Annotated in this window: 14 protein-coding genes; 9 read left to right on the top strand and 5 right to left on the bottom strand. The window is 63.5% G+C overall.

Annotated features, from left to right (window positions below):
• Positions 1 to 5 precede the first annotated feature (5 nt).
• Genes R9B85_RS03385 through glgA form a run of 4 tightly spaced genes read right to left on the bottom strand, consistent with a single transcriptional unit; the run spans position 6 to position 8,159 of the window.
• Positions 6 to 2,780: a malto-oligosyltrehalose synthase gene (locus R9B85_RS03385; RefSeq protein ID WP_423770829.1), complete on the bottom strand. Its 2,775-nt coding sequence runs from the start codon at positions 2,778 to 2,780 to the stop codon at positions 6 to 8.
• Entirely contained in the window at positions 2,777 to 4,846 is a 2,070-nt protein-coding gene (gene malQ, locus R9B85_RS03380) for a 4-alpha-glucanotransferase (RefSeq protein WP_423770828.1), read from the bottom strand. The genes R9B85_RS03385 and malQ overlap by 4 nt, the downstream gene beginning before the upstream one ends.
• Positions 4,843 to 6,585, bottom strand: a complete 1,743-nt coding sequence (treZ, locus tag R9B85_RS03375; RefSeq protein WP_423770827.1) for a malto-oligosyltrehalose trehalohydrolase — start codon at positions 6,583 to 6,585, stop codon at positions 4,843 to 4,845. The genes malQ and treZ overlap by 4 nt, the downstream gene beginning before the upstream one ends.
• A 14-nt stretch (positions 6,586 to 6,599) precedes the next feature.
• Complete coding sequence (glgA, locus tag R9B85_RS03370; protein ID WP_112252857.1) at positions 6,600 to 8,159, bottom strand: glycogen synthase GlgA; 1,560 nt, start codon at positions 8,157 to 8,159, stop codon at positions 6,600 to 6,602.
• Between the two features lie 898 nt (positions 8,160 to 9,057).
• On the opposite strand from glgA, the gene R9B85_RS03365 reads away from it, so the two are divergent.
• The 6 genes from R9B85_RS03365 (at position 9,058) to R9B85_RS03340 (ending at position 16,129) form a co-directional block, all read left to right on the top strand.
• Positions 9,058 to 11,373 carry a type VI secretion system Vgr family protein gene (locus R9B85_RS03365; RefSeq protein WP_423770826.1) on the top strand — a complete coding sequence of 772 codons (2,316 nt, stop codon included), beginning with the start codon at positions 9,058 to 9,060 and terminating at the stop codon, positions 11,371 to 11,373.
• Positions 11,370 to 12,773 carry a hypothetical protein gene (locus R9B85_RS03360; RefSeq protein WP_375149331.1) on the top strand — a complete coding sequence of 468 codons (1,404 nt, stop codon included), beginning with the start codon at positions 11,370 to 11,372 and terminating at the stop codon, positions 12,771 to 12,773. The genes R9B85_RS03365 and R9B85_RS03360 overlap by 4 nt, the downstream gene beginning before the upstream one ends.
• Before the next feature lie 9 nt (positions 12,774 to 12,782).
• Positions 12,783 to 13,739: a PoNi-like cognate immunity protein gene (locus R9B85_RS03355; RefSeq protein ID WP_196180805.1), complete on the top strand. Its 957-nt coding sequence runs from the start codon at positions 12,783 to 12,785 to the stop codon at positions 13,737 to 13,739.
• A 143-nt stretch (positions 13,740 to 13,882) separates the two neighbouring features.
• Positions 13,883 to 14,839, top strand: coding sequence for a PoNi-like cognate immunity protein (locus R9B85_RS03350; RefSeq protein ID WP_375149330.1), 957 nt, complete (start codon positions 13,883 to 13,885; stop codon positions 14,837 to 14,839).
• A 15-nt stretch (positions 14,840 to 14,854) separates the two neighbouring features.
• Positions 14,855 to 15,817 (top strand): PoNe immunity protein domain-containing protein, encoded by a 963-nt coding sequence (locus R9B85_RS03345; RefSeq protein ID WP_423770825.1) that lies wholly within the window; start codon positions 14,855 to 14,857, stop codon positions 15,815 to 15,817.
• Between the two features lie 54 nt (positions 15,818 to 15,871).
• Complete coding sequence (locus R9B85_RS03340) at positions 15,872 to 16,129, top strand: PAAR domain-containing protein (RefSeq protein ID WP_423770824.1); 258 nt, start codon at positions 15,872 to 15,874, stop codon at positions 16,127 to 16,129.
• A gap of 42 nt (positions 16,130 to 16,171) precedes the next feature.
• On the opposite strand, the gene R9B85_RS03335 is transcribed toward R9B85_RS03340, so the two are convergent.
• Complete coding sequence (locus R9B85_RS03335; protein ID WP_235874622.1) at positions 16,172 to 16,339, bottom strand: DUF6026 family protein; 168 nt, start codon at positions 16,337 to 16,339, stop codon at positions 16,172 to 16,174.
• A gap of 164 nt (positions 16,340 to 16,503) precedes the next feature.
• Between R9B85_RS03335 and gnd the strand changes: the two genes are divergently transcribed.
• The 3 genes from gnd (at position 16,504) to R9B85_RS03320 (ending at position 21,078) form a co-directional block, all read left to right on the top strand.
• A complete protein-coding gene (gnd, locus tag R9B85_RS03330; protein ID WP_181457372.1) occupies positions 16,504 to 17,526 on the top strand; it encodes a phosphogluconate dehydrogenase (NAD(+)-dependent, decarboxylating) in 1,023 nt (340 codons plus the stop codon).
• On the top strand, positions 17,523 to 19,028 hold the full coding sequence (gene zwf / locus R9B85_RS03325) for a glucose-6-phosphate dehydrogenase (protein ID WP_313855544.1): 1,506 nt from the start codon (positions 17,523 to 17,525) through the stop codon (positions 19,026 to 19,028). Before gnd ends, zwf begins: the two co-directional genes overlap by 4 nt.
• Before the next feature lie 253 nt (positions 19,029 to 19,281).
• The gene (locus R9B85_RS03320) at positions 19,282 to 21,078 is read left to right on the top strand and encodes a glycoside hydrolase family 15 protein (protein WP_112252854.1); all 1,797 of its coding nucleotides are present in this window, start codon (positions 19,282 to 19,284) and stop codon (positions 21,076 to 21,078) included.
• Positions 21,079 to 21,281 lie beyond the last annotated feature (203 nt).

Genomic DNA, 21,281 nt, shown 5'->3' with positions numbered 1-21,281 from the left:
GATGCTCAAGATTGTTGTATCAGCAGGTTGACCGGAAACTCCGCCAGCACGGCGCTCAACAACAGCTCCCTGCAAGAGCTGACCGCAGCATTGGAGAAAAGTCCCGTCGAGTTGGCAGGCGACAAGGCAAACGGCAGGCTTACCCGCGTGTCTTCCCAGTTCTGTGCCGGGATCAGGGGTATCGGTGCATCTGCCAGCAGGGTACTGGCCAGGCGTGGCGCGATAATGACGGCCCGTTCGCCTTCGCCCAGGCGGGCGAACGCGACCACCTTGTCGGCATGCCGGCCGTGCACGGTCAGGGGCAGGTAGGCGCCACGACGGAACAGCTCGGCATGGGCCTGGCGGCAGTCCAGCACCCGGGCGATCAGCGCCTGCTTCAGGCGGCCGTCGCGCCAGTGCGCCAGCAGCTCGGCTACCGGCGTTGCATCGTCCAGGGTGCGACGTCGGCAAGCGTAGTCCACCGCGCGGCGGTTGTCCGGGTCGACCAGGCTGAAGTCCCAGTATTCGGTGCCTTGGTACAGGTCGGGCACACCGGGTGTGGTCATGCGCAGCAGGGCCTGGACCAGGCCGTTGAGGGCACCGGGGCAGGCCACCAGGTGCGCGGCGTCGGCCAGCGATCTGCGCAGCTGCTGGTTCTCTCCGTCCAGCAGCAGGCCCTCGATGTAGCGGGCGCAGGCGCTTTCGTAGGCCTCGTTCGGCGCGCTCCAGCTGCTGCGCAGCTTGGCCTCGCGCAGGGCCTTCTGCTGCCACTGGCGCATGCGTTCGGCGTACTGGCCAAGGGCGTTGTCGTCGTGCAGGTCGAGGTCCAGCGGCCAGCTGCCCAGCAAGGTCTGCAACAGCATCAGCTCGTCGCCGGGGCTGGGCGCCAGGCCGTCATCCAGTTGCGTACGCAACGGCGTGGCCAGTTCCCGCCAGTGTTCCATTCGGCTGGCCAGCCACGGGCCGCGCTCGCTGAGCACGGCCAGGCGCGCGCGGGTATCTTCGCCACGCTTGTGGTCATGGGTGGCGGTGGCCAGCAGGTTGTCGGGGAAGTCGCGCAGGCGCCGCTGGGCCTCGTTGTGGAAGTGCTCGGGCGGGGCGCTGAAACGCTCGGCGTCGAAGCCCACATCGTTGCGCGACAGCAGCCGCGCGCTGCGGTAGAACGCGGTGTCTTCCACCGCCTTGGCGGCGCTGGGCGCGGTCAGTTGCTGGAAGCGCACGCAGGCATGGCGCAGCTGCTTGCGCGCCCGGCCTGCTGGCAGGTTGCGCCAGGCTTGCCCGCCCAGCCATTGTTCAAGGTGCTCGAGCAGCGGCCAGTCGGCTTCGCTGAGGTCCTGGCGAGCATTGGCCAGGGCCTGCCGGAAAAAACCTTCGTCTTCTGCCGGGCGCCCGCAGGCATTGAAGTAGGTGCGGTACACCGGGTAATGCGCTACCAGCGCCTGCAAGGCGCGGCGAATCGCGCCCAGGGTCAGGTCGCGGGTCATCAGGTCGTTGCGCGCCACCTGCAACAGCGCCTGGGCCACCGACTCGCAGTCACCGGCCAGGCTGGCATTGAGCACCAGGTGGCGGGCCTGACGCACTTCTTCGGGGAAGTCGGGGCGTTCGCTCACATTGGCCCACAGCTCGGTCAGTGTTGCTTCGCCCGCCGGGTCGTGCTGCAGCAGCGAGACCTGGTTCATGAAGTCATAGCCGGTGGTGCCATCGGTAAGCCAGTCGCGGTGCAGGTGCTCGTTGGCGCCGAGGATCTTCTCCACGTAGATCGGGAAGTGCTCCAGGGCAGCGTCCAACGGCCGCCGTGCCAGCAGGCCATCGACCCGCCGGCGCAGCTTTCGGCAGTAACCGCGCGGGTCGGCCAGGCCGTCGATGTGGTCGATGCGCAGGCCGTCTACCAGGCCGCGCTCGATCAGTTCGAACAGTTTGGCGTGGGTGGCCTCGAACACCACCGCGCGTTCGACGCGCAAGCCGCCCAGTTCGTTGATGTCGAAGAAGCGCCGCCAGTTGATGTCGTCGGCGGCCGTGCGCCAGCTTGCCAGGCGGTAGGTCTGGCGTTCCAGCAGCAGGTGCAGGCGCTTGAAGCCATGCTCGTTGCGGCTGTCGAAGGCCTGCAGCGCCGATTCGAGGTCGGCACCTTCAGCGACCAGGAGCGCCAGTTCGGCGTGCAGGGGCAGGGCGTCGGCCAGCGGCGTGGCCGATGCGTTCAACGCGGTGAAGCGTTCGGCCAGGGCATTCAGGGCCGGGTCCGGGCTGAGGGCGAGAAGCCAGCCGTAGTCGACCGGGCAGATCGGGAAGCGGTGTTCGTAGTGGGCGATTTGCAGCACCCCATTTTGCCTGTCGAACTCCAGCGGTATCTCGCCATTCTTCAGCGCCACGCCATAGTCGCTGCCCAGGAACGGCAACAGCAGCTGGCCGGCCAGCAGTGGGTCGCTGGAGTGCCACTGGATGTCGAAGAATTCTGCATACGGGCTGCGCCGGCCCCAGGCCAGCAGGCTCTGCCACCAGGGGTTGTCGGCACCGCCCACGGCCATGTGGTTGGACACCGTGTCCAGGATCAGCCCCATGCCGTGCTGGCGCAGGGCGGCAACCAGCCGTTGCAGCGCCGCTTCGCCGCCCAGCTCGGGGTTGACGCAGGTCGGGTCGACCACGTCGTAGCCGTGGCGCGAGCCGGCGCGGGCCTTGAGGATGGGCGAGGCATACAGGTGGCTGATACCCAACTGGGCGAAGTACGGCACCAACGGCGCGGCGTGATCGAGGGTGAATTCACTGTGAAACTGCAGGCGCAGGGTCGCGGTCAGCGCTTTCATCGGTCACGCTCCCACGCCTGTTCGCGGGCCTGGGCCAACAGCTCCAGGCGCCTTGCTGCGTCTTCATCGTCGAGCAGTTCACGTACCGGCCGGGCAAAGCGTCGGCGCCAGTTGGGGTGGCCGGCGGTGGTGCCCGGCAGGTTGGGTTGCTCGTCGCAGCCCAGCAGGTCTTCCAGCGGCACCAGCACCAGCGGTGCGCGGGTGTGGCCAACGTAGCGGATGGCCGCGTCGATCAGCGCGTCGTTGTCCGGCAGCGGGCCGTAGTTGGCCTCCAGGGTGCGGCGCAGGCCATCGTGCTCCTTCTGCCGCTCGTGGCGCCAGTGCAGTTCGGTGGCAGCGTCGATCAGTTGCAGGCGGTGGCTCCAGTCGATGTCGCGGTTTTCCAGCCAGCCGGCCAACGGCGCCAGATCGTGGGTGCCGGTGGTGGCAAGGGCGTTGTCCGGCCAGTCGAGAATCGGCCTGAAGTGGCCGGGCTGGGTCTGCTCGAAGGGCAGCACGCGCATGCCCAGCACGGCCTTGGCCGCCAGTTGCTCGCGCAGGCCGTCCGGTACGGTGCCCAGGTCTTCACCAAGGATGATCGCCTGGTGGCGCACCGACTCCAGCGCCAGCAGGCGCAGCAGGTCGTCCAGCGGGTAGTTGAGGTAGGCGCCTTCGCTGGGCTTGGCCCCCTGCGGGATCAGCCACAGCCGGCGCAGGCCCATGACATGGTCGATGCGCAGGCCGCCGGCGTGGGCGAGGTTGGCCCGCAGCATTTCGATGAAGGCGCGGTAGCCGTTGCGCTTGAGGCCTTCGGGCGAGAAGGCGCAGATGCCCCAGTCCTGGCCGGCACGGTTGAGAATGTCGGGCGGTGCGCCCACCTTCAGGCCTGCCAGCAGTTCGTCCTGCCGGCTCCATGCCTGGCTGCCGGCACCATCGGCGCCCACTGCCAGGTCAGCGATCAGGCCGACCGCCATGCCGTTGCCGCGCGCTGCTTCCTGGGCGCGTTGCAAGCCTCGTTCGGTCAGCCATTGGCAAAAGGCATGGAACTCGATCTTGGCCGGGTAGGCGTTGGCGAAGGCCTCCACTTCCGGGTGGTACGGGTCATGCCAGGTCTTGGGCCAGTGGCGCCAGTCGGCACCCAGGCCGTGCTCCACGGCTTGGGCCTGCAGCACCTCGAAGCGGCAGTGGTGTTCCAGGGCCTGGCCACCGGCTTCGCGGAAGCTGTCGAAATCCTTGCGCAGCGGGTGGTCGCCCTGGCTGAAACCCTGGTACAGGGCTTCGAGCAGGCGCATGCGGGCGCTGGCGGCACGCGGCCAGTCGACCAGCGGGCCTTGCTCAAGGTCGTCCAGCTGTTGCTCCAGGCCGCAGGCTTCTATGGCCACGCGCACCTCCCGCTCGCCCAGCAGTGCGGCTGGGCTGGCGTACAGGGTATTGAGCAGCAGGCGGCTGGAGGGCGAGTAGGGGCTGTAGTGCGTCTGGTCGATGGTCGACAGGGCGTGGATCGGGCTGATGGCCAAGGCATCGGCACCACGCTCGGCGGCCGCGCGGGCCAGTTGTTCCAGGGCCAGGCAGTCGCCGTAGCCGCCATCACCGGGCCGGCGCAGGCTGTACAGCTGCACCGCTAGGCCCCAGCAGCGCGGGGGCGGTGCCTGCACCCGGTCTTCAAGGCTGTGGCAGCGTGGCGGAGCCACGGCCACGGTGAAGCGGCGGCTGTCGATTTCCACCTGGTGATAGCCGATGGGCAACGCACCGGGCAGCTGGGCCTGGTCGTCGAGGCTGAAGGTGAGGGCGCTGTGGTCCTCCAGGGTGCAGTGCGCGACGCTGGCGGCGCTGAAATAGCGCGCCAGTGGCAGTGGCTGGCCGAGGTCGGCGGTCAGCAGCGGCGGTAGGTGCTCACTGTCTTCGGCAGCGTCCACGGCGCGCAGGCTGGCGGCAATGGCGGCGTCATCGGAAGCGGGATGGCCAAGGCCTTCAAGGATGTTGCGCAGCACCTCGTCGCTGACTCGCTGGGGCCGGGCATTGGCGTCGATCCAGTCGCGGCTCAGCCCGACGCGGGTGGCCAGGCGGTGCAGGGCGGTTTCGCTCATGGGCGCTCCTGGGCAGGGGAAAGCAGGCTGACCACGCAGCTGTATGCGGCCAGATGGGTATCGGGGTGTCGGGTGTCGCTGCTGTCGAACAGTCGGTTGGCGGGCGCGGGCAACTCGATCTCCTGCGGGGTAGCGGCCAGGTTGAGGTCAATGCGCAGGGTGGTGCCGTTGCCCAGGCGCCAGCGTGCGGTCAGGGCCTTGTCGCCGTGTACTTCGGCGCCCAGCGCGCGGCTGCCGGGCAGGTGCGGGATCACATGGCGGCGGCGCAGCTCGAGCAGGTGCTGATACAGCCCGTGCCAGCCAGCGATCACTTCCCTGGCTTGCGGGCGGGAGGCCTCGAAGGTCTGTTCTGCGTTGGGGTCGGGAATGCGTTGGCGCTGCTCGGGGTCGGCGAAGGCGGTGAAATGGGCGAACTCGCCGCGCCGGCCTTCGCGTACGGCGTCGGCCAGCTGGTCATGGAAGTCGGTGAAGAACAGGAACGGCTGGCAGCTGCCATCGTCGTCGCCCATGAACAGCAGCGGGATCATCGGCGCCAGCAGCAACAGCCCGGTGGCCGCCCGCAGCGCCTGCGGCGGGCACAGGCGGGTAAGGCGCTCGCCCAGGGCGCGGTTGCCGACCTGGTCATGGTTCTGCAGGAACAGCACGAAGGCGCTGGGCGGCAAGTGCCCGCTGGGCTCGCCGCGGGGCGTACCATGGCGGTTGGCCTGGCCCTGGAACACGAAACCTTCGGCGAGGCAGCGGGCCAACTGGTCGATGGGGCGCTGCTGGTAGTCGGCGTAGTAGCCTTCGGTTTCGCCGGTCAGCAGCACATGCAAGGCATTGTGGCCGTCGTCGTTCCACTGGGCATCGAAGCCTTGTTCCAGCAGGAAGGCCTGGTTGTGCTCGTTCTCCAGGACCAGCCACACGTGGCGGCCCGGCTCCACGGCAGCGCGTACCCTTTGCGCCAGCTCGACCAGGAAGTCGGGCTGGTCGATAGCGTGCACGGCATCCAGGCGCAGGCCATCGCAGCGGTAGTCGCACAGCCACATCAGGGCGTTCTGGATGAAGTACTCGCGTACCTGCGGGCGGCGGAAGTCGATGGCTGCGCCCCATGGGGTCTGCCGGTCCTCGCGGAAGAACGGGCTGGCGTACTGGTGCAGGTAGTTGCCGTCGGGGCCGAAGTGGTTGTACACCACATCGACCAGCACCATCAGCCCCTGGCCGTGGGCCTGGTCGACCAGCGCACACAGCTGCTCGGGGCTGCCGTAGGTGTTTTGCGGCGCATAGGGCAGCACGCCGTCGTAACCCCAGTTGCGCTCGCCGGGGAACTGCCCCAGCGGCATCAGCTCGATGGCGCTGATGCCCAGCTCGGCCAGGCGCGGCAGTTGCCGGGCGACCCCTTGGTAGCCGTCGAGCAGGCCGACATGCAGCTCCTGAATGACCGCTTCGTGCCAGGGCCGGCCTTGCCAGGGGTGTTGCCAGGCATAGCTGGCCACATCCACCACCTGGCTCGGCCCCTGCACGCCGTCGGGCTGGTAGCGCGAGGCGGGGTCGGCCACCTGTAGTTCACCGTCGATACGGTAGTGATAACGGTCACCGGCCTGGCACGGGGCCACGCCGGTGTACCAGCCTTCATCGTCGGGCAACAGCTCGATGGCCGGCTGCTGCTCCAGTTCCACACTCACGCTGCGCGCATCCGGCGCCCAGAGGGCGAAGCGCGTCGACGTGGCGTCCAGCAGGTGTGCGCCATGCCTGTGCATCTTCAACTCCCCGTTCAGTAGTGGCTGTGCTGGGCCTGCTTGACCAGGTCTTCGTACAGCCGTGCGTAGGGTTCCACGGCCTGGCACCAGTTGAACGGTTGGGTCATCGACAGGCAGCGCATGGCGTTCAGCAGGTCCTTCTTGCCGTATACATAGAAGGCGCGGCTGAGTGCCTCGCGATAGCTTTCGACGGTGGACTCGTTGAACAGGAAACCGGTGACGCCGCACTCGATGGTGTCGGCCAGGCCGCCGGTGTTGCGCGCCACCGGCAGCGAGCCGAAGCGCTGCGCGTACATCTGGCTGAGGCCGCATGGCTCGTAGCGTGACGGCATCAGCAGGAAGTCGCTGCCGGCGAACATGCGCCGGGCGTCGGTTTCGTTGAAGCCGATGCGCACGCCGATACGGCCCGGGTGGCGTAGCGCCAGTTCGCGCATGGCCTGCTCTTCTTCGGGCTCGCCACGGCCGATGATCGCGATCTGCCCGCCTTGCTCGACGATGTAGTCGGCCACCCCCAGGGTCAGGTCCAGGCCTTTCTGGTAGACCAGGCGCGAAACCACGGCGAACAGTGGGCCTTCGGAGGGCTGCAATTTGAACAGCTCGCGTACTTCCTGGGCATTGCGCGCCTTGCCTTCCCAGTCGTTGATGCTGAAGTTGTGCTGCAGGTGCTTGTCGGTGGCCGAATCCCAGCTTTCGTCGATGCCATTGGGAATGCCGCCGAGCAGGCCTTGCTGGGCCTTGCTGGCGAGGAAGCCGTCCAGGCCGCAGCCGAATTCCGGAGTGGTGATTTCCCGGGCATAGGTGGCGCTGACCGTGGTGATATGGCTGGCGTAGGCCAGGCCGGCCTTGAGGAACGACAGCTTGCCGTAGAACTCCATGCCTTCCTGCTGCATGGCGTGCTCGGGGATTGCCAGTTCCGGGCTGCAGCCGCGGCTGTACACACCCTGGTAGGCCAGGTTGTGGATGGTGAACAGGGTTGGCGTGCTCAGCCCGCGCCAGTGCATGTAGGCCGGTGCCAGGCCTGCTGGCCAGTCGTGCGCATGAACCACCTCGGGCTTCCAGTGGATCCTGCCTTCGCCGGCGGCGATTTCGGCGGCAGCCAGGCCCAGGCGGGCGAAGCGGATGTGGTTGTCGGGCCAGTCGCGGCCGTTGTTGGCGCCATAGGGGGTGCCGTCGCGCTGGTACAGTTCGGGGCAGATCAGCACATAGATGACCAGGCCGTCGGCCATGTCCATGCGCCCGATCTTGCACGGCGGCAAGGCGGCATGGCCACCCAGTTCACCGACGATGTGGATGGGGTTGTCGCTTTCCATCACCTGGCGGTAGCCGGGGATCAGCACCCGCACATCGTGCAGATGTGCCAGGGCACGGGGCAGGGCTGCCGACACGTCGCCCAGGCCACCGGTTTTCACCAGGTCGGCGATTTCCGAGGTCACGAACAATATCTTGCGCTTGTTGCGGTTGTGCTGGCGCTGGGCGCCGGGTGCCTTGCCTGTCGTGGCGAAGTCCGGGGTGAGCGGCTCGCGGTTGTTCGGGTTGAATGAATCTACGTGAGGCTCGACAGCGGCACTGATCATACTTCTCTCCGTCCCTATGCTTGGCCGGGTGCTGGCACCCGTGGCGATGTTTCGTGTTGGTTCTCTCTGTTTCTGGATTCTGCGTAGTGCGTTCCATGCCCCAGGGTCGTGCGCGCAGGCACGGCGCGATCGGCATTCCCGCCGAAGGCGATTGGGCTGGTGGGGTGTGTGGGCCGAGGCTGGGAAGTCCCTTTGCGTTTGGCCTACTTAGTTCCTGACCTGCCCGCGTTCCGTAAAGTTCGACTTTTTTTCGTCACTCTTCCGATGAGCAAATGGCGGGCCGAAACCCGAGTGTAGGAGAGAAAGAGGTAAAAATGTGACCCGCTGGTCACTATTGTCATGCCGCGGAGTAGACGCAAACGTTGGCGGTTGTGACCGGAGGTGAATGCAGGGGCGGAGCGGTGGATGGGGGCAGACGGCATGCCCCAATTGCTGTCAGTCATGCACCTTTTTGGTGCGCTTGAGGGGTGCCAAGGTCATCGCCCTCCAACAGAATGGTGCATTTCGGAATCCAAGTGATTTCAGGATGAAATGAAAGGGGCTGTTTCGCGAACTTTTCAGTAACTGTATTTATTATTTTCCTGGCTTGAATTTCTGGTGTTTCAGTGAGCGGACTCGCACGCGCAAAAGTTTGTAAGTTGATGCTTTAGGAAGTTTCCTACGAAATCCTCAATGCATGAAACCCATCGTTCCTGTCATGGCGGGGCGGTACGGTTTAAGTTGCTCTTCAGTCACTGCCTCATCCTCACTGTCGTCATCGGTCAAGTCCGCCAATGCCACGGATCTAGACGGCTTGAACGTTAGCGACGGGCAATTTTCATTCGACGTACTCATCTTGAAGAAAGCCAGGATGTGGTTGTTTTTTCGCCGGTAAGCATGATGGCGGGTAGAGCAACTCATGAAACAGTCGGACTTTCGTTTCGGATTTCAGGCGCTCGCCGGGCGCACGGAGTTCGAAGTGGTTTCATTCAAGCTGGAAGAAGCTATCAGCCAGCCATTTGAACTGAGCCTTGAACTTGTCAGCTACGACAGTGATGTCGACTTCGGCCAGGTGCTCGATAAGCCTGCGCTATTCACCCTTTATTGCGCAGATCGGCCACTGCGCCATGTGCATGGCCTGGTCAGCGCCTTCAGCCAGGGTGAAACCAGCTTCTGTCGCACGCGCTACCACGCTGTGGTCGAGCCGCAACTGGCCCGTGCCCGCTTGCGTTCGAACTGGCGCATCTTCCAGCAGAAAACCGTGCCGCAGATTCTTGAACTGATGTTCAAGCGCCAGGGCATTACCCGATTCGAGCTCAACAGCAGCGCCGATCACCAGGTGCGTGAGTTTTGTGTCCAGGCGGGGGAAACCGACCTCGACTTCATCCATCGCCTTGCCGCTGAAGAGGGCTTCGTCTACCGCTTTGCACACTGCGCCAGGCACCACACGCTGATCGTTACCGATCGCCTGCTATCGCTTGGGTTGCTCAGCCGGGGCACGCTAAAGCCCGTAGATGATGAAGCGCTTTGGCTGGATGAAGATGATCTCGGCCCTGACAAGGTGCTGTACCACGCCAGTAGCGGTGGTGACCAGGCCCGTGCTTGCCTGCGGCGTTTGCGCTACTGCGAGCAGGTGCGTACTGCGCAGCAGGTGCAGCGCGACTACACCTTCACCAACCCGGCCTATCGCCAGGAGCACAAGGCCCAGGCCAGCGGAATCACGCACCAGTCGCTGGACTATGAGTTTTTTGATTACCCGGGGCGCTACAAGCGCGATGCGGTCGGCAAGCCCTTCACTGAAACGCGGCTGACGGCGCTGCGTCATGACGCCCGCCTGGCCGAAGTACAGGGCGATGACGTGCGCCTGCAGCCAGGCCTGAGCTTCACCCTCGTCGGCCACCCGCGTGAAGACCTCAATGTGCACTGGCGCGTAATCAGCCTGTGCCACGAAGGTACGCAGTTCACCAGCCTGCAGGAAGAAGCCGCTGGCGCCGAACAAGGTACCCGCTATGTGAACGATGCGCTGCTGGTGCAAGGCATGGCCGAATGGCGCCCGGCACCCTTGGCCAAGCCGCGCATCGATGGCCCGCACATGGCCACCGTGGTCGGCCCGCCGGGCGAAGAGATTTTTTGCGACCAGTGGGGGCGGGTCAAGGTCAGCTTCCCCTGGGACCGTGAAAGCAGCAACAACGAATTCAGTTCCTGCTGGGTGCGGGTGTCGCAAGGCTGGGCCGGTGGCAGTTGGGGTTCGATGGCCATTCCGCGTATTGGCCAGGATGTGATTGTCCAGTACGTCAATGGCGACCCTGACCAGCCGATGATCACCGGGCGCACCTACTGCGGTGACCAGCTGCCGCCTTACGACCTGCCCGAACACAAGACCCGCATGACCATCAAGAGCCAGACCCATAAAGGCGATGGCTTCAACGAGTTGCGCTTCGAGGACGAACTGGGGCGGCAGGAAGTATTCATTCATGCCGAGCGCGACCAGAACAACGTCGTGAAACACAATGAAACCACGCTCATCGGCAATGATCGTAGCGAGCGCGTCGAGCATGACGAAGTGGTGCACATAGGTGGCAACCGCAGTGTCAAGGTCGGCGCCAGCAAGAGCGAAACGGTCGCCCTTGGCAAAGTCGAAAGCATAGGCCTGGGCAAGTCGTTGGCCGTTGGCGGGGCGTTGAGCGTGATGGTTGGCCTCGAGGCCAGCGAGCAGGTCGCGCAGGACAAGCGTGTGCAGGTCGGCGGGCAACTGCGGGTCGATGCCAATGACGATGTGTCGATCACCAGCCATCACGGCCATGTGCACATCGATAGCCGAACGTCGCTGACCCTGAGTTGCGGCGGGGCGTTCATCAAGCTGGGTGATGGCCGCATCGAAATCGGTTGCCCCGAGCCACTGCTGTTGCATGCCATCGCCCAGGTAAAGGCGCCTGCACGTTACGGTGAGCCGCCTGCACCGTCGCAGGAGGAAATCGAGTTTCGCCTGGTGCATGCCGACGGTACGCCAATTGCGGGCACGGCCTACGTGGCGACGTTGTCCGATGGCACCCAGCGCCAGGGTATGGTCGACCAGAACGGCTATGCCCGCCTGGCTGGCGTTACTCCCGGTTGCAGCGCCCAGGTGCGCTACGAGGTTGGCCAAGGCTCGCTGCAGCTGACGACCGCAACCGAGCCGGATGCTGACTTGCAGGCATTGCTTGCCGGCTGCACCTCGGCAGGTGGCCAGTCATGAACTCCGCTGCTGACTGGCTGGATGAAGCGGTGGAAAGGGTGGCAGGCGGCTTTGGCTGGCTGCGTGACCTGGTGCTGGGCGAGTTTGCCGAGGAACGGCCACTGAGCGTGGTCATTGCCGACATGCTGCTGTCGTTGGTGCCTGGGGTGGTGATCGTGCTCAGCGCCCGTGACCTGGCTGCAGTGTGCCTGCGCTTGGGCAAGCGCTACACGGCGGATGACAGCCAGGCAGCGGCGCAGCCGCCACAGTGGCAGGAGTGGGTGCTGCTGGTAGCCTGCCTGATTACCTTGATCGCGCCGATCATCGGTGCTGTGGTGGGGGCGGTGGGTACGCCCGTGGGCTCGGTGGCAGGTGCACTGGTTGGGCAGGAAGCCGCAGCGTTTCTGCGAGGTTTGTGCCTGCTGCTTATCCGTGAAAGCCAGATCATCTTGCGGACCGTGGTTGCGTTTCTTGGCAAGTTCACCCGCGGCAGCGTGGAGTTCTGGCTGCGCCAGGTCAGGTTCGCGAGCTATGAAAAGGACTTGCTGGCCTATCTGAACCAGTTCTTGACCAAGGTCATCGCTGCAACGGCAAAGCTTCGCAGCTATCTGGGCAACTGGCCCTTCAACCAGGCGGCCGCGCACCTGTTGGTGCGGCTGCAGGCCATGGAAGCGCAGTTCTACGCGGTACAGGTGCATGCAGTGCGGGAAATCCCACGGGCGCTGATGCAACTCGACGCCAGGTTGGCCAAGGTGCTGGAACAGGCCAGCGATCTGCCCGCGCAGGTTGCGCAGGCCGGGGTGCATGCTCCTAAGCCGGTGCCCATGGCGATGAGTGGTGGGCGGGTGACTTCTGGCATTGGCATGCGTCCGCGTTACCTCGAGCGCCCCGAAGGTGCGCTCGGCCCGCCAGTGCCCACCTCTGCGGCTGCCGCCACGCATGGCGCCAATGTGCACGTGTTCGATCATTCCACGGCGACCCGGGCGCAGAAGGGCATTTATGGGGAGGTGGTCAGTGATCAGTACATGCTCGGCAAAGGCCATGAGAACCTGCTGTCGGTCGCTCGTGGGCCCCGCAGCCTGCAAATGAAACCCACCGGGCGCGGGCTGGATGGCGTCTATCGTAATGCCCATCCACCGCCGCCGTTCATCATTACCGAGACCAAGTATCGAACGGGGGGCGCGTTTTCGCCGGGTAGTTTGCCGGTTACAAAGGGGAGTAAGGGGTTTCCGAGTGCCAGGCAGATGAGTGATGCGTGGATTGAGCCGAGACTTGACTTGAATCTTGGGAAAAAACAGGCGGAAGAAGTTGCATTCGCCGGATATGAACGTTGGTTAATGATCGTAGATGAAAGTGGTGCGGTAACGAAAATAGTCAAGCTCGACGGAAATGCCAAATTTATCGGTGAAGTGATCAAATAGGGGTGTGTAATGACTGGATTTGATCGGGTCAAACGTGAGCCTTTTTTGCAAGAGGCAGCCTATCTCGATAGTGTTTCTTTTTGGAAGGAGAATTATGTAGAGCGCCAAGCTGAATCTTTTCTCAAGCTTGAGCGTCCTGAGTATGTAAATGTCAAGATGTTGAGCTGGAGGTGGTGCTTTCAGTCTATGGAGTTACTCATTGCTCTTTATTCGGGGGGCGAGCCCGTTGAAGCGCTTGAGTTTTACGCGGATCACATGTTTTCCCAGTTTCAACGTCACAAGCAAGCTTATCCGGCTTTCAGCTTGAAGCTGTGGGAGCCTGATGCATATCAATACACACTCTGGCTTCTATCGTTTGCAGTGCTGTTCAACAAGCCCGGGCGCATCAGGCAAATCGCAGGTTTTTTGAGTGAAGCCCCAGATGACGGTGAGGACATCCTGTTGCGGCAACTGTTTTCCCGTGTGGGGGTGACGATCCCCGGGAGTACGTTGATTCATGAGCGCCCCTACCACGAATTGCTCAATGCCGTAACTACTGAGAAGGATGAGCAGCAACAGGCAGTGCGTAGTTATCTGAAGCAGTGGTATCGCGGTATGCGCAACTGTTATTGGCATGACCGGCACAAGGCACGAAGCGATGCGGGTTTCTTTGGCTATTGGGCCTTTGAGGCAGGATTGGTCACTGTGTTGTGGGGCGTCGACGATACGCCCTATAGAGATCTTCCGTTCTACCCGAAGGATCTGGTAGACGATGCTCGCAAGCGTCAAGTTATCAAAAGCTTCCCTGAACAACTGCAAAGCGCGCCGTATTCGGATGCGCTTGCCAGGTCGGGCGAAATTTGCCCGCGCACGGGGGTGTGGGTATGCGATGAATGGGCGGTGGGGCCCCAGACATTCATGCAAGGCGTAGAGATGCCGAGCGAAAATGGGCGCTCTCTGGTTTGGCGCTTGGTGAAAGGCTTATAGCGTGCAGGGGGCGATTGACCAATTCGACAGCATCAAGCGCGACCCGTGGATGGACGAGCAGCATTACCTGGCCTCGATCTGTGAAAAAGAGCGGGAGTTCGCCAGCGAGATCTATAGGTGATGTAATTCAGTAGGGTCCGAAAATGAAGAAATTTGATGAGATCAAACGTGAGCCTTTGCTGCAAGAGGCAGCCTATCTCGACTCTGTTGATTTTTGGAAAAAATACTATGTGGAGCTAAAGGCTGAAGATTCTTTAGCGTTGGAACGCCCAGATTACGTAAGTGTTGAAGGGTTGAGTTGGGATTGGTGCTTTGAATCTCTGGAATTGCTAGTAGCACTTTATTCGGGGGGGGAGCCCGTTGAGTCTCTTGAGTTTTATGTGGACCACATGTTTTCCCAATTCCAACGTCACAAGCAAGCTTATCCGGCTTTCAGCTTGAAACTGTGGGAGCCGGATGCCTATCAGTACACACTCTGGCTTCTATCGTTTGCAGTGCTGTTCAACAAGCCCGGGCGCATCAGGCAAATCGCAGGTTTTTTGAGTGAAGCCCCAGATGACGGTGAGGACATCCTGTTGCGGCAACTGTTTTCCCGTGTGGGGGTGACGATCCCCGGGAGTACGTTGATTCATGAGCGCCCCTACCATGAATTGCTCAATGCCGTGACTACTGAGAAGGATGAGCAGCAACAGGCAGTGCGTAGTTACCTGAAGCAGTGGTACCGGGGCATGCGCAACTGTTATTGGCATGACCGGCACAAGGCACGAAGCGATGCGGGTTTCTTTGGCTATTGGGCCTTTGAGGCAGGATTGGTCACTGTGTTGTGGGGCGTCGACGATACGCCCTATAGAGATCTTCCGTACTACCCGAAGGATTTGGTAGACGATGCTCGCAAGCGTCAAGTTATCAAAAGCTTCCCTGAACAACTGCAAAGCGCGCCGTATTCGGATGCGCTTGCCAAGTCGGGCGAAATTTGCCCGCGCACGGGGGTGTGGGTATGCGATGAATGGGCGGTGGGGCCCCAGACATTCATGCAAGGCATAGAGATGCCGAGCGAAAATGGGCGCTCTCTGGTTTGGCGCTTGGTGAAAGGCTTATAGCGTGCGGGAGGGCCAATGGGCCAGTTCGACAGCATCAAGCGCGACCCGTGGATGGACGAGCAGCGTTACCTGGCTTCGACGCGTGAAAAAGAGCAGGAATTCGCCGACCCTGACGCCCAGGCATTGCTGATCGGGCCAGCCGAGCACAGGCATCACTACCGTGGCCTTAGCCGCGACTGGGCACACATGGCACTGGAGCTGGCAGTGCAGCGGTATTCCGGTGGCGAGCCGATGGAACTGGTGGAGGCCTATGCAGACTATGCGTTTGCCCAGTTCGCCCGGCATTTTTCGGCGTATCCGGCAACCCGCGAACAGTTGCGCCCCTGGGTGTCGGATGAATACCGGCTTGCCTTGTGGCTGCTGTCGCTGGCGGTGCTGTGCGGTTACCCCGAGCGTGTCGACCAGGTACTGGGCTGGCTGAACCAGGACGACGAGCGCAGCTCCGACCTGCTGCTGCATCGCCTGTTCCAGCGGCTGGGCAAGGCCTACCCAGGCACCTCATTGCTTCACCCCGAACCTTACGGCGCCTTGTTGGAGAGCCTCGACCTGAAAGGCCCCGCGCAGCATGACGCGCTCATGCACTATCTCGGGCAGTGGTACGCCAATGCGCACGGTTGCTACTGGCACGAGCGCCACACCCGAGCGCGGAGTGACCACTTGGGTTATTGGGCCTTCGAGGCGGCACTGGTGGCGTTTTTATGGTCTGTGCAGGGTGATGCCCTGGAAAGCGCTCCCCACTTTTACCCGCAGGCGCTGGTCGAAAGGGCGCGTTACCGACGCCTGGGCAAACAGTTCCGCGACCCGGAAACCGCCAGGCGCGAGGATGCCCCAGGCTGGCCTTCCGGCACGCCTTGCCCATGGCCCGGTTACTACGTCTGCGTCGAGCGCATGGTGGGCGAGCAGGTGTTCATGCACCAGGTACCTTTTCCTGAGATCGATGGCCAGGTCGTGCACTGGCGGCTGTCGAAAACATTCTGATTGGCGCTGCCGGCATGCGTGCCTGGCGCCTCACATGATTCGGGAGTGGCAAAAATGCCTGCCATCGTTCTGCTGGGTCACCCTCACCACTGCCCATTGTGCGGCCCGACCAGCATCAGCAGCGGCTCCAGCCTGTTCTTTGTCAACGGCAGGGCAGCCGCCAGGGTTGGCGACAGGCTCGGGTGTGGGGCGATGATTACCACCGGCTCGGCACTGATGATGGATGATGGGCAGCCGCTTGCCAGGGTCGGCGATGCCACCAGTCATGGCGGTACCCTGGAAAATGGCGATAATAGCTGGCTGATTGATTGAGCGATGTGGGAGCAGTTCAGCTCCCACAGGGACGGGGTAGGTTCAGAGGCTGACGGCCTTGTCGTCTGTGCGCGCTTGCGCCAGCAGCAGGTTCAGTTGGGCGACCTGCTGACGCAGCTGGTCACGTTCGTCCTTCAGTTTACGCAGCTCATCACGGCGCACGGAGACATAGAGGGTCTGGGTTGGGGTTGCAGGCATCAAGGTACCCATGAGCACACCTCGCGGTTTTGGCTGGTGACAAGTTAAAGCGTAGACGCTTCCGGCGGGCGCATTTTGAATTCTTTCGCAGGTCTTGGGAACTTTTTTGTTTATCGTGGTCTCGCCGTTCGTCGCTGAACCCTCGATCGGTTCGCTGGACTAATCTGAAAAGCTGGATTGTGTTGTCATTTATTTCGAAAGGGGAGCATCGGCTCATGCAACTGGGAATCATCGGGCTGGGCCGCATGGGCGGCAATATCGCAAGGCGCCTGATGCGCGCCGGCCACCGTACGGTGGTGCATGACCGCAACCGCGAGGCCATTGTTGGCCTGGAGGGCGAGGGCGCCCAAGGCGCGCACGACCTTGGTGCGCTGGTCCAGAAGCTGAAAGCACCGCGTGCCGTGTGGGTCATGCTGCCCGCCGGCGAGCCCACCGAGCAGACCATCGCCCAACTGGCCGAGCTGCTGGAGCCGGGTGATGCGATCATCGACGGCGGCAACACGTTCTACAAGGACGACATGCGCCGCGCCGCCGAGCTGGCCAAGCGTGGGCTGCATTACCTGGACGTCGGCACCTCGGGCGGCGTGTGGGGCCTGGACCGTGGCTACTGCATGATGATCGGTGGCGAAAAGGATGTATTCGAGCGCCTGGAACCCCTGTTCAAGGCGCTGGCTCCGGGCGTGGGTGACATTCCGCGTACCCATGGCCGCAGTGGCGAGCACCAGCGTGCCGAACACGGCTACATCCATGCCGGCCCACCCGGCGCCGGGCACTACGTGAAAATGGTGCACAACGGCATCGAATACGGCCTGATGCAGGCCTACGCCGAAGGTTTCGACCTGTTGCGCAGCAAGGGCGGCAACGAACTGCCGGAGGACCAGCGTTTCGACCTGAACGTGGCCGAAATCGCTGAAGTGTGGCGGCGTGGCAGCGTGGTTACCTCGTGGCTGCTCGACCTTACCGCCGATGCGCTGGTAGCCGACCCGCAGCTGTCGCAGTTCAGTGGCTCGGTGTCCGACAGCGGTGAAGGCCGCTGGACCATCGACGCCGCCGTCGAACAGGCGGTGCCGGTGCCGGTGCTGTCCAGCGCGCTGTTCGCCCGCTTCCGCTCGCGCCAGCAGCAGGGCACCTATGGCGACAAGATTCTCTCGGCCATGCGCCTGGGCTTTGGTGGCCATGTCGAGAAGAAAGGCGAATGACCAGACAGAGCATTCCGGCTGCTCCGCCATGCACCCTGTTCCTGTTCGGCGCCAATGGCGACCTGGTCAAGCGCCTGCTGATGCCGGCGCTTTACAACCTCAGCCGTGACGGTCTGCTCGACCGCAATCTGCGCATCGTCGGTGTCGACCACAACCCGGCCACCGCCGAGGAATTCGCCGGCCGCCTGCATGCGTTCATGGCCGAGCGTGACAAAGGTGGCGAGGGCACGGCCAAATGCCTGGATGACAAGCTCTGGGCACGGCTGGCCAAGCGCCTGGATTACCAGACCGGCGATTTCCTCGACCCAGCCACTTACCAGGCGCTCGCCAAGCGCATCGACACAACCCGCCATGGCAACGCCATCTTCTATCTGGCGACCTCGCCGCGCTTCTTCCCCGAGGTGGCGCAGCGCCTGGGGCAGGCCGGGCTGCTCGACGAATCGGCCGGCGGCTTTCGCCGGGTCGTGGTGGAAAAGCCCTTCGGCACCGACCTGGCCAGCGCCGAGGCGCTCAACGCCTGCCTGTTGAAGGTGATGGGCGAGCGGCAGATCTACCGCATCGACCATTACCTGGGCAAAGAGACGGTGCAGAACATCCTGGTCAGCCGGTTCTCCAACGGCTTGTTCGAATCGTTCTGGAACAACCACTACATCGACCATGTGCAGATCACTGCCGCGGAAACCGTCGGTGTCGAGACCCGTGGCGCGTTCTACGACAGCACCGGCGCCCTGCGCGACATGGTGCCCAACCACCTGTTCCAGTTGCTGGCGATGGTGGCCATGGAGCCCCCGGCCGCGTTTGCCGCCGATGCCGTGCGGAGCGAAAAGGCCAAGGTGGTCGGCGCCATCCGCCCGTGGTCGACCAAGATGGCCCTGAAAAACTCCGTGCGTGGCCAGTACAGTGCCGGCAGGCAGGGGCGCAAGCAGTTGCCCGGCTACCGCCACGAGGCCAACGTCGCGGCTGATAGCCAGACCGAGACTTATGTGGCGCTGAAGGTGATGATCGACAACTGGCGCTGGGCTGGCGTGCCGTTCTACCTGCGCACTGGCAAGCGCATGAGCGTGCGCGATACCGAAATCGCCATCTGCTTCAAACCCGCGCCTTATGCGCAGTTCCGCGAGTCGGAGCTGGAGCGGCCCAAGCCCAATTACCTGAAAATCCAGATCCAGCCCAACGAAGGCATGTGGTTCGACCTGCAGGCCAAGCGCCCCGGGCCGGAGCTGGTGATGGAGAATGTCGAGCTGGGCTTTGCCTACAAGGACTTCTTCAAGATGACCCCGGCGACCGGCTACGAGACGCTGATCTACGACTGCCTGACCGGTGACCAGACCTTGTTCCAGCGGGCTGACAACATCGAGAACGGCTGGCGCGCGGTGCAGCCGTTCCTCGATGCCTGGGCCCAGGGTGGCGAGGTGCATGAGTACCCGGCCGGTGAAGACGGGCCCGAGGCCGGCAATGAATTGCTGACCCGGGACAAGCGCGAGTGGCATCGCTTGGGGTGAGGTTTTTGTAGAGCCTGTGCCGGCCTCTTCGCGGGTGAACCCGCTCCCACAGGTGCAGCACCGACTTGTAGGAGCAGCCTTCTGCTGCGAAAGGGCCAGTAAGCCAGTTGAGATGTGCCAGCCTTGGGCTGCCTTCTTCGCAGCACAAGGCTGCTCCTACAGGGATACCGATGGCTTCAAGGCCTGTGATGTACCTGTGGGAGCGGGTTCACCCGCGAAGAGGCCAGCACAGGCAGCCACTCAAGGAGCTCCAATGCCTGCCCACATCGAAGACTATGCCCTGCTGGGCAACTGCCGCAGCGCCGCCCTGATCAGCCGCGATGGCTCGCTCGACTGGCTGTGCCTGCCACGCTTCGACGCCCCCGCGGTATTCGCCGCACTGCTGGGCAACGAGGAAAACGGCCGCTGGCGCCTGGCCCCCTGCGACCCGGTCGAACACAGCAGCCGCCAATACCTGGACGACACCCTGGTGCTGGAAACCACCTGGGTCACCGCCACCGGCCGCGCCCGTGTGCTCGACTTCATGCCGCTGAGCGAGGTCAACTCGCTGGTGCGCATCGTCGAGGGCCTCGCTGGCGAAACCAATTTCGAGATGGACCTGGTCATGCGCTTCGACTATGGCCGCAGCGTGCCCTGGGTAGAACGGCTCGACCCGCTGACCCTCAGCGCCGTCGCCGGCCCCGACCGGCTGATCCTGCGCAGCACCGTCCTGCCGCATGCCCGCGACCAGCACACCGTCGCCCGCTTTCGTGTCGGCGCAGGCGAACGCCAGGTGTTCAGCCTGTGCCACCAGCCCTCGCACCTGCCGGTGCAGCCTGGCTGTGATAGCGACGAAGCGCTGGCGCAAACCATCGACCAATGGCAGGCCTTCGCCGCCCGCTGCCCACAAGTGGGTCCATATTCCGCGCTGGTGCGCCGCTCGCTGTTGACCCTCAAGGCCATGACCTATGCACCTACCGGCGGCATCGTTGCCGCCGTCACCACCTCGCTGCCCGAGCGCATCGGCCACGAGCGCAACTGGGACTACCGCTTCTGTTGGCTGCGCGACGCGACCATGACCCTGCTGGCCTTCATGAACCTCGGCTACTTCGACGAAGCCCAGGCCTGGCGCGAGTGGCTGTTGCGCTCGGTGGCCGGCAACCCCGAGCAGATGCAGATCATGTACGGCCTGGCTGGCGAACGCGACCTGCAGGAATACAGCTTGCCGTGGCTGGCCGGTTACGAGCACTCGCAACCGGTGCGGGTGGGCAATGCAGCGTCGCAGCAAATGCAGCTGGATATCTATGGCGAACTCGCCGACGCCATGGCTCAGGCGATCAGGGGCGGCTTGCCCCGGCACCCGCGCAGCGCTGCCATCTCCCGGCTGATCCTGCCTTACGTCGAGCGGATCTGGCGTGAGCCGGACGAAGGCATCTGGGAAGTGCGCGGCGGCCGGCAGCAGTTCGTGCACTCCAAGGTCATGGCCTGGGTCGCCTTCGACCGTGCCGCAGGGCTGGCCGACACCACTGAGGAGGGCCGCGAGCGCGGGCAGCATTACCGCCAGGTGGCTGACGACATTCATCGTGAGGTGTGCGCGCGGGGCCTGGACCCCAGCGGCCGCTTTTTCGTCCAGGCCTATGGCTCGACCGAGCTGGACGCCAGCCTGTTGCACATCGCCCTGACCGGCTTCCTGCCGGCGGCTGATCCGCGCTTCTTGCGCACGCTTGAACAGGTCGAGCAGCGCCTGCTGAAAAACGGGCTGCTGCTGCGCTATGACAGTGACAGTTGCAGCGACGGCCTCACGCCCGGGGAGGGCACCTTCCTGGTGTGTTCGTTCTGGCTGGCCGACGTGTATGTCTTGCTGGGCCGCCAGGCAGAAGCGCAGGCACTGTACGAACGCCTGACCGGCCTGTGCAACGACCTAGGCCTGCTGGCTGAACAGTACGACCCGACGGGCCAGCGCATGCTCGGTAACTTCCCTCAGGCGTTCAGCCATATCGGCATCATCAACACTGCACTGAACCTGCACCGGGCACAGTGCCCGGTGCGTGATCGTGCGAGTGGTGGTTAGGTCAGGTGGCGGTCTCCCCTGTAGGAGCGGCCTTGTGTCGCGAAAGGGGTGCGTAGCGCCCCCAGGATTTCAGCCTCGCTGCATGAGTTGCCGGGGCTGCTTTGCAGCCCGATCGCGACACAAGGCCGCTCCTACAGGGATTGCGCCGGCTTGGAGTAAGCGGAGTAGACTAGGGCAAACCCCTTCGGCACGGAGCACACATG

The sequence above is a fragment of the Pseudomonas sp. NLJ1 genome, assembly GCF_049486705.1.
Classification (GTDB): Bacteria; Pseudomonadota; Gammaproteobacteria; order Pseudomonadales; family Pseudomonadaceae; genus Aquipseudomonas; species Aquipseudomonas inefficax.
This window is presented reverse-complemented; position numbering and strand designations above follow the sequence as displayed.